This window comes from Micromonospora lupini (genome assembly GCF_026342015.1).
Taxonomy (GTDB): domain Bacteria; phylum Actinomycetota; class Actinomycetes; order Mycobacteriales; family Micromonosporaceae; genus Micromonospora; species Micromonospora lupini_B.
In genome coordinates this window covers 1388505-1400817 of sequence record NZ_JAPENL010000001.1, presented here as the reverse complement: position 1 = coordinate 1400817, position 12313 = coordinate 1388505, and the positions used below count along the sequence as shown (strand labels likewise).

General features: G+C 71.5%; 9 protein-coding genes. 4 read left to right on the top strand and 5 right to left on the bottom strand.

All coding sequences use genetic code 11. From position 1 onward, the window contains the following. Positions 1–2: 2 nt before the first annotated feature. Entirely contained in the window at positions 3–1211 is a 1209-nt protein-coding gene (gene manD, locus OOJ91_RS06445) for a D-mannonate dehydratase ManD (RefSeq protein WP_266243531.1), read from the bottom strand. 309 nt (positions 1212–1520) lie between these two features. On the opposite strand from manD, the gene OOJ91_RS06440 reads away from it, so the two are divergent. Then, positions 1521–2891: an extracellular catalytic domain type 1 short-chain-length polyhydroxyalkanoate depolymerase gene (locus OOJ91_RS06440; protein WP_266243529.1), complete on the top strand. Its 1371-nt coding sequence runs from the start codon at positions 1521–1523 to the stop codon at positions 2889–2891. A 33-nt stretch (positions 2892–2924) separates the two neighbouring features. Continuing rightward, the gene (locus OOJ91_RS06435; protein ID WP_439117028.1) at positions 2925–4334 is read left to right on the top strand and encodes an endo-1,4-beta-xylanase; all 1410 of its coding nucleotides are present in this window, start codon (positions 2925–2927) and stop codon (positions 4332–4334) included. 58 nt (positions 4335–4392) lie between these two features. Here the strand turns inward: OOJ91_RS06435 and OOJ91_RS06430 are convergent, their stop codons facing one another. From OOJ91_RS06430 to OOJ91_RS06415, 4 genes are all read right to left on the bottom strand, one after another. Beyond that, on the bottom strand, positions 4393–4836 hold the full coding sequence (locus tag OOJ91_RS06430) for a hypothetical protein (RefSeq protein WP_266243528.1): 444 nt from the start codon (positions 4834–4836) through the stop codon (positions 4393–4395). Between the two features lie 81 nt (positions 4837–4917). Continuing rightward, positions 4918–6321 carry a Si-specific NAD(P)(+) transhydrogenase gene (gene sthA, locus OOJ91_RS06425; RefSeq protein WP_266243527.1) on the bottom strand — a complete coding sequence of 468 codons (1404 nt, stop codon included), beginning with the start codon at positions 6319–6321 and terminating at the stop codon, positions 4918–4920. A gap of 702 nt (positions 6322–7023) precedes the next feature. After that, positions 7024–7662 (bottom strand): response regulator, encoded by a 639-nt coding sequence (locus tag OOJ91_RS06420; RefSeq protein WP_266243526.1) that lies wholly within the window; start codon positions 7660–7662, stop codon positions 7024–7026. Beyond that, complete coding sequence (locus OOJ91_RS06415; protein WP_266243525.1) at positions 7659–8861, bottom strand: sensor histidine kinase; 1203 nt, start codon at positions 8859–8861, stop codon at positions 7659–7661. The genes OOJ91_RS06420 and OOJ91_RS06415 overlap by 4 nt, the downstream gene beginning before the upstream one ends. A 147-nt stretch (positions 8862–9008) precedes the next feature. On the opposite strand from OOJ91_RS06415, the gene OOJ91_RS06410 reads away from it, so the two are divergent. After that, positions 9009–9767, top strand: a complete 759-nt coding sequence (locus tag OOJ91_RS06410) for an ABC transporter ATP-binding protein (RefSeq protein WP_266243524.1) — start codon at positions 9009–9011, stop codon at positions 9765–9767. Next, entirely contained in the window at positions 9764–12298 is a 2535-nt protein-coding gene (locus tag OOJ91_RS06405) for an FtsX-like permease family protein (RefSeq protein WP_266243523.1), read from the top strand. Before OOJ91_RS06410 ends, OOJ91_RS06405 begins: the two co-directional genes overlap by 4 nt. The last annotated feature ends 15 nt before the right edge of the window (positions 12299–12313 follow it).

Genomic DNA, 12313 nt, shown 5'->3' with positions numbered 1-12313 from the left:
GCTCACCAGGGGTGCACCGTCCCGTCCTCCAACCGGTTCACCGGCAGGTACGCGGGCGCGTACGGGTAGCGGGCCGCCGCCTCCTCGTCGATGTCGACGCCCAGCCCGGGGGCCTCGGCGGGATGCAGGTAGCCGTCGGCGTAGTGGTAGCCGTGCGGGAACACCTCGTCGGTCTGCGCGGTGTGTCGCATGTACTCCTGTAGCCCGAAGTTGGGGATCGAGATGTCGAGCTGGAGCGCGGCGGCCATGCAGACGGGCGACAGGTCGGTGGCGCCGTGTGAGCCGCTGCGGACGTGGTGCAGCGCGGCGAGGTCGAAGATGCGACGCAGGTGGGTGATGCCGCCCGCGTGCACCACTGTCGCCCGGATGTAGTCGATGAGCTGTTCCCGGATGAGCTGCGCCGCGTCGAAGACGCTGTTGAAGACCTCGCCCACGGCGATCGGGGTGGTGGTGTGCTGCCGGATCAGCCGGAAGCCCTCCTGCAGGTCGGCGGGGACCGGATCCTCCATCCAGGTCAACGCGTAGGGCTCCAGACTCTGGCCGAGCCGGGCCGCCTCGATGGGCGTGAGCCGGTGGTGCACGTCGTGCAGCAGCCGCAGGGTGGGGCCGAACTCGTCGCGGACCCGGGCGAACACGCTTGGCACGTGCGACAGGTAGCGCGGCGTCGACCAGGTGGCCTCGCTGGGCAGCGCCGCGTCGGCCGGCTCGTAGAAGAGCTTGTCGGCGCTGACCCCGTACGTCTTGGGCAGGCCCGGCACGCCGCACTGCACACGGACCGCCCGGTAGCCGAGGTCGACGTAGCGGGCAACCTCGACCAGCACCTCCTCGACGGTCTCGCCGTTGGCGTGGCCGTACACGGTGACGCCCTCACGGGACCGGCCGCCCAGCAACTGGTAGACCGGCAGGCCCGCGACCTTGCCCTTGATGTCCCACAGCGCGGTGTCCACCGCGGCGATCGCGCTCATCGTGACCGGCCCCCGCCGCCAGTACGCGCCCTGGTACAGGTACTGCCAGGTGTCTTCGATCCGGGCGGGGTCCCGGCCGATCAGCAGCGGCGCCACGTGGTCGCGCAGGTACGACGCGACGGCCAGCTCCCGACCGTTGAGGGTGGCGTCCCCGACGCCTGTGACGCCCTCGTCAGTGACGATCTTGAGGGTGACGAAGTTGCGGCCCGGACAGGTCACGATGACCCGGGCGTCGACGATCTTCACTCGATCTCCTTCGTGCCCACGGGAGTCGGGTGAGGACGCTCGCAGGGGGGTCACGCGAGGACGGTTTGCTTATCGGGAACGCGCCGATAATATCCCGCCGACGGTCGGTGGTGCATGGTCCCGCTGGCGCGTGCTCGTGTGCAGGTGGCCGCCCAATCCCTTGCGCCGAAAGGTTTCCGGAAACCTTGACAATCGAGTGTGCTCGATCGAAGCTGACAACGGTCACGCGAGCCGCGGTCACGGTCGGGCGAAGGGCAGTCCTCGACTCACCCCCCTTCCATGCGCCATTCTCCCGAGGAATCGCGAACCATGACACTGAAGACAAGGCTTCTCGGCGTCCTCACGGCGGTCGTGACAGTCGCCGCCGCTGCGCTGACGTTCGCCACCCCGGCGTCGGCGGCGACGCTCACCCAGGTGACCGGCTTCGGCGCCAACCCCACAAACCTCCAGATGCACCTGTACGTCCCGGACCGGGTGGCGTCCCGGCCGGGCATCCTGCTCGCTCTGCACTACTGCACCGGAACGGGCCCCGCCTTCTACTCCGGCACGCAGTACGCGTCCCTCGCCGACCGGTACGGATTCATCGTCATCTACCCGTCGGCGACGCGTAGCAGCAAGTGCTGGGACGTGGCCTCGCCGCAGGCGCTGCGCCGAGGTGGCGGCAGCGACCCGGTCGGGCTCATTTCGATGATCGACTACGTGAAGCAGCGGTACGCCGCCGACCCGGACCGCGTCTTCGCCACCGGCACCTCGTCGGGCGCGATGATGACCAACGTCATGCTCGGCGACTACCCGGACGTGTTCGCGGCCGGCGCGTCCTTCGCCGGGGTGCCGTTCGCCTGCTTCGCCACCGGGGGCAGCTCGGAGTGGAACAGCGAGTGCGCGAACGGTCAGTCCATCAAGACCGCGCAGCAGTGGGGTGACCTGGTCCGCGGGGCGTACCCCGGCTACACGGGCCGGCGACCGCGGATGCAGATCTGGCACGGCACCAGCGACGAGACGCTGCGCTACCCGAACTTCGGCGAGCAGATCAAGCAGTGGACGAACGTGCACGGTCTGAGCCAGACCCCGACGTACACCGACTCCCCGCAGTCCGGGTACACCCGCACCCGGTACGGCAGCAGCGGCCCGATGGCCCCGGTCGAGGCGATCAGCATGCAGGGCGTCACGCACAACATCCCTGTCGACGCCGCCCAGGTGATCCGCTTCTTCGGCCTGGACGGCACCACGCCGCCGACGACGCCGCCGCCGACGACCCCGCCGCCGACCACGCCTCCTCCGACGACCCCGCCTCCGACGACCCCGCCGCCGACGACGCCTCCTCCGACGACCCCGCCTCCGACGACGCCTCCGCCCACCGCGGGTGCCTGCCGGGTCGGGTACACGGTCAACGCCTGGAACTCGGGCCTCACCGCGAGCGTGACCATCACCAACACCGGTACCGCCGCCGTGAACGGATGGGCGCTTACCTTCACGCTGCCCAGCGGCCAGGCCATCACCAACGGCTGGAACGCCACCTACTCCCCGACGAGCGGAGCGGTCACCGCCCGCAACGTCTCCTACAACGCCACCATCGCCCCGAACGCGTCGGTCGAGATCGGGTTCCAGGCCACCCACACCGGCGGCACCGGCAAACCCTCGTCGTTCACGCTCAACGGCGCCACCTGCGCGGTCTCCTGACCGAGCACCACCATCGAGGAACGGAGTCGCACGATGAGAACGAGATGGAAGGCGGCATCGAGAGCCGCGATCACGCTGACCGGCGCGGGCGCTCTCGCCGCCGGCATGGCGCTGGTCCTGACGGCACCCGCCTCCGCCGGCACCACGCTGGGCGCGTCCGCCGCCGAGAAGGGTCGCTACTTCGGCACGGCGGTGGCCGCGAACAAGCTCTCGGACAGCGCGTACACCACGATCTTGAACCGTGAATTCAACATGGTGACGGCCGAGAACGAGATGAAGATCGACGCCACCGAGCCGCAGCAGGGTCAGTTCCGCTACACCCAGGCGGATCCGATCGTCAACCACGCACGCAGCCACGGAATGCAGGTACGCGGTCACACCCTGGCCTGGCACGGCCAGCAGCCGGGGTGGATGCAGGGCATGGAGGGCACCGCGCTGCGCAACGCGATGCTCAACCACGTGACGCAGGTGACGACCCACTACCGGGGACAGATCTATTCCTGGGACGTGGTGAACGAGGCGTTCGCCGACGGCAACTCCGGTGGCCGTCGGGACTCGAACCTGCAGCGCACCGGCAACGACTGGATCGAGGCCGCGTTCCGCGCCGCCCGCGCCGCCGACCCGGGCGCGAAGCTCTGCTACAACGACTACAACATCGACAACTGGACCTGGGCCAAGACCCAGGGCGTCTACAACATGGTGCGGGACTTCAAGTCCCGTGGTGTGCCGATCGACTGCGTGGGCTTCCAGTCGCACTTCAACAGCGACTCGCCGTACGTCAGCAACTACCGCACCACGCTGTCGAGCTTCGCGGCACTGGGTGTGGACGTGCAGATCACCGAGCTGGACATCCAGGGCGCTCCGGCGAACACCTACCGCAGTGTCGTGGAGGACTGCCTGGCCGTGGCCCGGTGCAACGGGATCACCGTGTGGGGCATCCGCGACAGCGACTCGTGGCGGTCGTCGCAGACCCCGCTGCTGTTCAACGGCAACGGCTCGAAGAAGGCCGCGTACGACGCGGTCCTCGCGGCGCTGAACAACGGCACCCCGCCGCCCACCACGCCTCCGCCGACCACCCCGCCACCCAGCGACCCGCCGCCCACCACGCCTCCGCCGACCACCCCGCCGCCCACGACCCCGCCTCCGGGGCAGGGTGGCTGCACCGCGACGGTGACGGTGAACCAGTGGACCGGCGGCTTCGTGGCGAACGTACGGGTGACGGCCGGCTCGTCGGCTCTCAACGGTTGGACCGTGACGATCGCGCTGCCGTCCGGCGCGACGGTCACCAACGCCTGGAGTGCCACCAACAGCGGTAGCACCGGCACGACGACCTGGCGAAACGTGTCGTACAACGGTCAGGTCGCGGCCGGACAATCCACCGAGTTCGGCTTCCAGGGCAACGGCACCGCCGGCAGCCTCACCCCGACCTGCGCCGCGGGCTGACAGAACCCCGGCCGGTGCGGAGGTCGGCCCGGACCCTCCGCACCGGCCGGCCCGGGCGTCAGTCGCCCGAGAAGCCCCAGAAGTAGATTTCCTCCGGCTTGCCCTGCGCGTCGTGCAGGACGGCGCAGCGGCCGTACCAGTTCCGCTCGGCAAGCCCTTCGATCGCGTCCACATGCTCACGGGTCAGCCGTTCGGTGCCGGCATGGCGCAGTGCCTCGGCGGCGCTCACCGGCTGAACCGTGCCGAAGTCGGGCCGCTCGCCCTCGCCCAGCACCCGGTAGACGTCGAGGATCGAGTGGGTGCCGCACTCCTGCACCAACTCGTCGTTGAAGAGTTCCGGCATGGTGGCGGGACGGTTGGGATAGTCGCTCGCCGAACTGGGGATTTCGCCATGGGCCCACCAGTAGTCGCCCTCGGCGAAGACCTTGTCCCGCAGGGCGTCCAACGCCTCGTCCAGGTCTGGCTGGTACGCGACGAAGTAACTCCACCCGGATGCGCCCACGACTGCCTCTTCCTCCCACATGTCAACAGTGCCGGCACCGTAGCGGAGGCCACCGACAGCCGCGAGGAGGGGAATCGTTGCTCAGCCGTCGATGCGGGTGATGTTGCGGATCTTGTTGGACGCGTCCAAGGCGGCCACCTTGTACGCCTCGGCCAGGGTCGGGTAGTTGAACACGGCGTCGACCAGGTAGTCGATCGTGCCGCCGCAGCCGATCACCGCCTGACCGATGTGGACGATCTCGGTCGCCGCGGTGCCGAACACGTGCACCCCGAGCAGCCGGCCGTCCTCGGGGGAGACGAGCAGCTTCAGCATCCCGTACGAGTCGCCCACGATCTGACCGCGGGCCAGCTCGCGGTAGCGCGCGATGCCCACCTCGAACGGCGTCGACGCCTCGGTCAGCTCGGCCTCGGTCTGACCGACAAAACTGATCTCCGGAATGGTGTAGATGCCGATCGGTTGCAGACCGTGCATCTCCCGGATCGGCTCGCCGCAGGCGTGCTGCGCGGCAAGCCGGCCCTGCTCCATCGAGGTGGACGCCAACGCCGGGAAGCCGATCACGTCGCCCACCGCGTAGATGTTGTCGACAGGGGTGCGGTAGTTGGCGTCGACGGCGATCCGGCCGCGCCGGTCCGCCTCCAGGCCGGCCGCCTGCAACGCCAGGTCGTCGGTCTGGCCCTGCCTGCCGGCCGAGTACATGACGGTGTCGGCGACGATCTTCTTGCCGCTCTTGAGGATGCACAGCGCCGCCGTCTGGTGCTTCTCCACCGCAGCGACCTCCTCGCCGAAGCGGAACGCCACCGACAGGTCGCGCAGGTGGTACTTCAGCGACTCGACGACCTCGTCGTCGCAGAACTCGAGCATCCGCTCGCGGCGCTCCACGACTGTCACCTTGGTGCCGAGGGCGGCGAACATCGACGCGTACTCCATGCCGATCACGCCGGCGCCGACCACGACCATGCTGCGGGGGACGGCCTGGAGGTTGATGACGCCGTCGGAGTCCACGATGGTTCGGTCGTCGAAGTCGACGCTGTCCGGGCGGGCCGGGCGGGTGCCGGCCGCGATGATGGCCTTGTCGAACGTCACCTTCGACTCGCGCCCAGAGCCGGCGTCGACCCAGATGGAGTGTGCGTCCGCGAAACGCCCGGTCCCGGTGATCATCGCGACCCGGTTGCGGGCGAGCTGGTTGCGGATGACGTCGGTCTGTCGGGTGATCACGTGCTGGGTACGGGCGGCCAGGTCGCTGACCGTGATGTCCTCCTTGACCCGGTAGCTGCTGCCGTACAGGTCGCGCTGGCTCAGGCCGGTCAGATAGAGCACCGCCTCGCGCAGCGTCTTGGACGGGACGGTGCCGGTGTTGATGCACACCCCACCGATCATGTCGCGGCGGTCCACGATGCCGACCCGCCTGCCGAGCTTGGCGGCGGCGATCGCGGCCTTCTGACCGCTGGGTCCGGAGCCCAGCACCAACAGGTCGTAGTCATACACGATCGTTAGCGTCGCAAGATGTCGCCGTCGACGCCAGACCTCGGACGCGAGCGTTACTTGTCTGCCACCACGCACGGCTCTCGGCCGGCGCCTGCTGCGGATTGGTCTCGCACGATGAATTTGTCCGCAGCGGGCCGGCGACTCGCGGCTGTCAATGCCGGGTCGCCGACGAGCGGAAGGATGCCCCGTCGACGGGCTCGCCTGGTCGCGTGGCTTCTCGGCTGCCGATGGCGCGGGTGGGCAGTGTGTGGTCGCTCCCTTTCGAGCTGATTCGTTCACGACATCGCCATCGACGGCGGACGGACACGTCGTGCGACGGACGGGCGGGCCGGGGCCTGTGCGGTCGGGACGACTCGGCTTGCTCGCAGGCGACGGGCTTGCCGCTGGTGCGTTCACCACGTCGCCATCAAGGGTGGGCGGACACGTCGTGCGACGGGCGGGCCGGGGCCTGTGCGGTCGGGATGGCTCGGGTTGCTCGCGGGCGACGGGCTTGCCGCTGGTGCGTTGACGACATCAGCTCCAAAGGCTCCGAACCACACCTTCGACCTGCTCCTGGGCCGCCGCCGCATCGCTGCCGGGCGACCCGGCCATGCCGGCCCGCCGCCGCCCGCCGCCCGCCGCCGGGTCGCCGCCGTGCCGCCCGCTCGCCGCCGTGCCGCCGCTCGCCGCCGAGTCTCCGTCGGCTGTCGGTCGGACCGTCGTCTAGCCGACGAGGCGGCGTTCCCAGGCCCAGGCGGCGATCTCGACGCGGTTGCGGGCCGGGAGCTTCGTCTGCACGCTGGCGAGGTGGGTCTTGACGGTGCCGACAGCGATGAAGAGTTGACCGGCGATCTCGGCGTTGGTCAGGCCCCGCGCGACGAGCTTCACGACGTCGAGTTCCCGCGGGGACAGGCCGGCGTCGTCCCGCGGCGCAGTGGGCGGGCTGAGGTGCTCCAGCAGCCGTACGGTGATGGACGGGCTGATCAGCGCGTCGCCGGAGACGGCCGCGCGGACCGCCTCGACGAGCAGCGCCGGGCCGGAGTCCTTCAAGAGGAAGCCGCAGGCGCCGTTGGACAGTGCGGTGTGCACGTACTCGTCGAGGTCGAAGGTCGTCACCACGACCACCCGCACCGGGTCGGCGACGCCCGGCCCGGCGAGCAGCCGCAACGCCTCCAGGCCGTCGAGGCGGGGCATGCGGATGTCCAGCAACACCACGTCCGGACGCAGTCGCCGGGCCATCTCGACGGCGGCGACCCCGTCGGCGGCCTCGCCGACCACCGCCATGTCCGGCTGCGCCCCAATGATCATGCTGAAGCCGGTCCGGACCATCGCCTGGTCGTCGGCGATCAGCACCCTTATCATCGGGCCACCGCCGAGCGCAGCGGGAACGCGGCGTCGAGCACCCAGCCGCCGGAGATGCCCGGCCCGGCGGTGATCGTGCCGCCGAGGGCGCGTACCCGCTCGGTGAGGCCGAGCAGGCCGAAACCGTGCCCCCGGGCGGGCGCGGAACGCGGGGTCGCGCCGTCGTCGGCGACCCGGACCAGAAGCCAGTCCGGTGTACGACGTACGGACACGGCCACCGAGCGAGCGTCCGGGGCATGCTGACGGGCGTTTGTCAGTCCCTCCATCACCACCCGGTACGCCGACGTCGACACCTCCACCGGCAGCCCGTCGAGCGGGCCGTCGACGTACAGCAGGGCGGGTGTGTTCGTGGTGCCGTTGTGTCCCTCAAGCAGCGGCGCGAGATCGGCCACGCCGGCCAGCGGTGCCAGCGGTGCGTCCGGTGGGGCGTCCGGATTGCGCAGGACGCCGACCATCCGCCGCATCGAGGCCATCGTCTCCGCGCCGGCCCGCTCGATCTGTTCCAGCGCGACGATCACCCGTTGCGGGTCCTGCTCGGCGACGAACCGGGCGCCCTGCGCCTGCACCACGATGCCCGTCACATGGTGGGCGATGAAGTCGTGCAGGTCACGCGCGAACTCGGCGCGTTGCTCGGCCCGTACCAGCGCGATGGCCCGCTCCCTCCCGGCGGCGACGACGCGCAGGTAGATCCCGACGGCGGCGGCGCCGACGGCGCCGAGCGCCTGGAGCAGCCCGAAGATCACGTAGACGTATTCGGTGCCGGCACGCAGCGGCAGCGCGGCGGCGGCGAGCGCGGCGAGCACCGCCGCCCACGGAGCGAGCCGTGCCGCGCCCCACCTGGTCACCACGAACACCACAGCGATCATCCCGGCGGACTCGGCAAGCCCCCAGCTGCCGCCGAACAGATACCTTCCGCTCGCGCTGAGCAGCACGAAGCCGAAGGTGACGGCGAGTGAGATCGCGCCGAGCACCAGCGCGGCGAGCGGCAACGACCGGGACCCCTGCCGGTGCACGGGCAGCCAGACCACAGCGGTCAGCACCGCCAACCCCACCTGCACCAGGGCACGCAGGGCTTCGACCGCGCTCGCCCCGGTGTAGAGGCCGTAGCGCAGGTCGAAGGCACCGAGCAGGGCCAGCGCCGCCAGACCGGCGAGCTGACCCAGGCGTACCCACCATGTCGAGAATCCCGGCGCGTTCATCGTGACCCAGCGTAGCCAGGCGGGCGGCGCGGGCAGATCGGCCGAAAGACAGACCCGGCGGCCTCGGTTCCCGACCGCGGGCCGATGTGGCACCCGCCCGGCGCGGGCGAGGCTTCCCGGGTCACATCGCAGCCACTGGAGGAACCCATGACAACCCACGCCCCGCCGCCGATCGGGCAGGCCGCCGTCGCCGCGGTCGACCTGGTGAAGGTGTACGGCAGCGGCGACACCGCGGTCCGCGCCCTGGATGGCGTCTCGGTCGGCTTCGGCCGGGCCGAGTTCACCGCGATCATGGGCTCGTCCGGGTCCGGCAAGTCGACGCTCATGCACTGCCTGGCCGGCCTGGACACGGCCACCTCCGGCCGGGTCCTGCTCGGCGGCACCGAACTGACAGGTCAGTCCGACCGCACCCTGACCCGCGTACGCCGCGACCGGATCGGCTTCGTCTTCCAGGCGTTCAACCTGCTGCCACAGCTCACCGCCGCGCAGAACATCACGCTGCCGCTGGACCTCGCCGGCCGGGAGCCCGACCGTGACCTGCTCGCGCACCTCGTCGACGTGCTGGGCCTCGGACAACGGCTCGGGCACCGACCCAGCGAACTCTCCGGCGGCCAGCAACAGCGGGTGGCGCTGGCCCGGGCACTGGTGTCGCGGCCCGAGGTCGTCTTCGCCGACGAGCCGACCGGCAACCTCGACTCCCGCTCCGGAGCGGAGGTCCTCGCCATCCTGCGCGACTCGGTACGCGACCTGGGCCAGACGGTCGTCATGGTCACCCACGATCCGATCGCCGCCGCGTACGCCGACCGGGTGGTGCTGCTCGCCGACGGGCGGGTCGCCGGCGAGATCGACGCGCCGAACCAGGGCTCGGTCACCGACGCGCTGCGCGAGCTGGCGGTCCCGGCATGAGGGCGACGGTGCTGCGTACCCAGGTGAGCGCCGCGGCCCGACGCCCGGGTCGACTGATCCTGACCGGTCTGGCGATCCTCGTCGCGTCGTTCGTCGTCTTCGGCACCGTCCTGGCGCAGGACATCACCGAACGGACCGCGCGGGACAACCTCAGCGGCACGCCGGCCGCCACCGACCTGGTCATCGGTGACCCGGAGCAGCAGCCGCCCACCGTGGCGGCCCTGCGTGACGTCCGTGCCCTGCCCGGTGTCACCGAGGCGGTGGGCCGGATGACCGTCGGCGTCTCCCTCGCGGAGGGCTACCTCAACCTACGGGCCGACCCGGGCACGGGCCCGCTGGCGACGGTCCGCCTGGTCGAGGGCCGCTACCCGGAGCAGCCCGGCGAGATCGCGGTGACCCGGCGTACCGTCGAGCGGCTGGGACTGGCGGTCGGCACCGTGACCACCGGTACGGGCGGCGAACGCACCACCGGGGCGCCGCTCACCGTCACCGGCGTTGTCGACACCCTCGACGACGGTGGCTTCAACGCGTACGCCCCGGACGACGCCGTGGCCGCGTGGGGTCAGGTGAGCACCGTCGAGCGGATCGACGTGCGGACTGCTGCCGGCGCGGCAGAGATGGTTCGCCAGCGGGTGACCGCGGCGGTCCCGGCCGATCAGCCGATCCGCTCCGGCGCCGAGGTGCGCGACGCCGAGGCCGACGCGGCGGCCGAGCAGGTGGGCAGGCTGTTCGCGCTCGTCGGAATGTTCGTCGCGGTCGCGGTGGTCGCCGCGGCGCTTGTGGTCACCTCCACGTTCCGCATCGTCTTCGCCCAGCGGATGCAGCACCTCGCGCTGCTGCGGGCGGTGGGCGCGGGGCGGGGCGCGCTGGTGGGCGCGCTGACCGCCGAGGGGGCACTGACCGGGCTGGTCGCGGGCGTCGTGGGAGTCGTCGGCGCCCTCGCCGTGGGCCAGGTCCTCCCCATGGCGCTACGGGCCTCGGGGCTGGCGATCTCGTCGCCAGGACTGTCGCTGGCGGCGGCGGTCGCGGTGGTGCTCGGCGCGGTCGTCGTCACCGTGGTGGCGGTCCTGGCGCCGGCGTTCTCCGCCGCCCGGGTCTCGCCCCTGGAGGCGCTGCGGGCGGCAAGCGTCACCGCCGGGCGGCGCGGCATCGGAGTCCCGCGTCTGGTGTCCGGAGCGCTGCTGGTCCTCGGCGCGCTGCTGGCCGGCGTCGCGGCGGTGCGACGGTTGCCGACGCCGGATCAGGAGTCCTACGACCCGACCGCGGCGTTGCTGCTGCTCGTCACCTCGGGGGCGCTTGCGTTCTTCGCCCTGGTCGCCCTCGGGCCGCTGCTGGTGCGCCCGGTGCTGGCCGTGGCCGGTTGGCCGTTGCGCCAGGTCGGACCGCTGGGGCGGTTGGCGGTCGGCGGGATCGGTGGGACGCCACGGCGGGCCGCCGCCGTCTCCGTCGTGGTCGCGCTCGGCGTGACCCTGATCTCCGGCGTGCTCATCGGCGGCGCGTCGATGCGTGTCGTCGCCGATCGCGACATGGCCCTCTCCGCGCCTGCCGACTTCGAGGTGTCGGCCAGCGAGGGCGCGACCGTGCCTGTCGCAGTCGTGACGCGGGCGCGGGCGGCGCACGGCGCGCTGACCCGTGTGGTGCCGTACCGGATGGTCTACGACGTCGTGCTGATGCGGGGCGCCCAACGGCTCGGCGACGCCGAGTCCGGGTACTCGACGACCGACCTCGACATGTCGGCGTTGCCGAGGATCGCCGACCTGGACGTGGCGCAGGGCAACCTCGCCGACCGTGGACCCGGCCGGATCGTGCTCGGCGACTGGGTGGCCCGCAACGCCGGGCTGCACGCCGGCGACGCAGTCACCCTCGCCCGCGGCGGGCGGACTGTCGACGTACGGGTGGCGGCGGTCCTGCCCGACCGTGGCCCCCTGTACGCGGGCATCCTCGCCGACCGGGCCGACCTGGACCGGATCGGCGGGCCGACGGCGTACACCGGTCTGCTGGCCGACGCGGCCGGGGCCGGCGAGGACGGTCGCACCGCCGGGTTGCGGGCGCTGCGGCAGGCGATCGGGAACGGTGCCGGGCTCGGCATCGGGGTGCTCGCCGACGAGCGGGATCGCAACGACGCCATGCTGAACGCCCTGGTCTGGATCACCGCCGGTCTGGTCAGCCTGACCGTGCTGATCGCGGTGGTAGGTGTGGGGTCCACGACCGCGCTGTCGGTGGTCGAGCGGGTACGCGAGTCAGGGCTGCTGCGCGCCGTCGGCCTGTCCCGGGCGGGTCTGCGCGCGATGCTTACCGTCGAATCCGGCCTGTACGGGGTGATCGGTGCGAGCTTCGGTCTGCTGCTCGGCGTCCCGTACGCCTGGCTGGTCGTGCGGGCGCTCGGGCTCAACGCGCCGCTGTCGCTGCCGGTGCTGTCGCTTGTCGGGCTGTTCGCGGCGCTGGTCGCGCTGACCGCGCTGGCCGGCGTGCTGCCGGCGCGGCGGGCGTCGCGGGTCAGCCCGGTGGTGGCGTTGGGGACCGAGGGCTGAGAACGCCCTGGCCCG

Excerpts from the sequence above, each read along its gene's own strand:
- OOJ91_RS06410 (WP_266243524.1), top strand. The coding sequence starts at position 9,009 with ATGACAACCCACGCCCCGCCGCCGATCGGGCAGGCCGCCGTCGCCGCG.
- OOJ91_RS06420 (WP_266243526.1), bottom strand. The coding sequence starts at position 7,662 with ATGATAAGGGTGCTGATCGCCGACGACCAGGCGATGGTCCGGACCGGC.
- OOJ91_RS06405 (WP_266243523.1), top strand. The coding sequence starts at position 9,764 with ATGAGGGCGACGGTGCTGCGTACCCAGGTGAGCGCCGCGGCCCGACGC.
- OOJ91_RS06440 (WP_266243529.1), top strand. The coding sequence starts at position 1,521 with ATGACACTGAAGACAAGGCTTCTCGGCGTCCTCACGGCGGTCGTGACA.
- OOJ91_RS06435 (WP_439117028.1), top strand. The coding sequence starts at position 2,925 with ATGAGAACGAGATGGAAGGCGGCATCGAGAGCCGCGATCACGCTGACC.
- OOJ91_RS06415 (WP_266243525.1), bottom strand. The coding sequence starts at position 8,861 with ATGAACGCGCCGGGATTCTCGACATGGTGGGTACGCCTGGGTCAGCTC.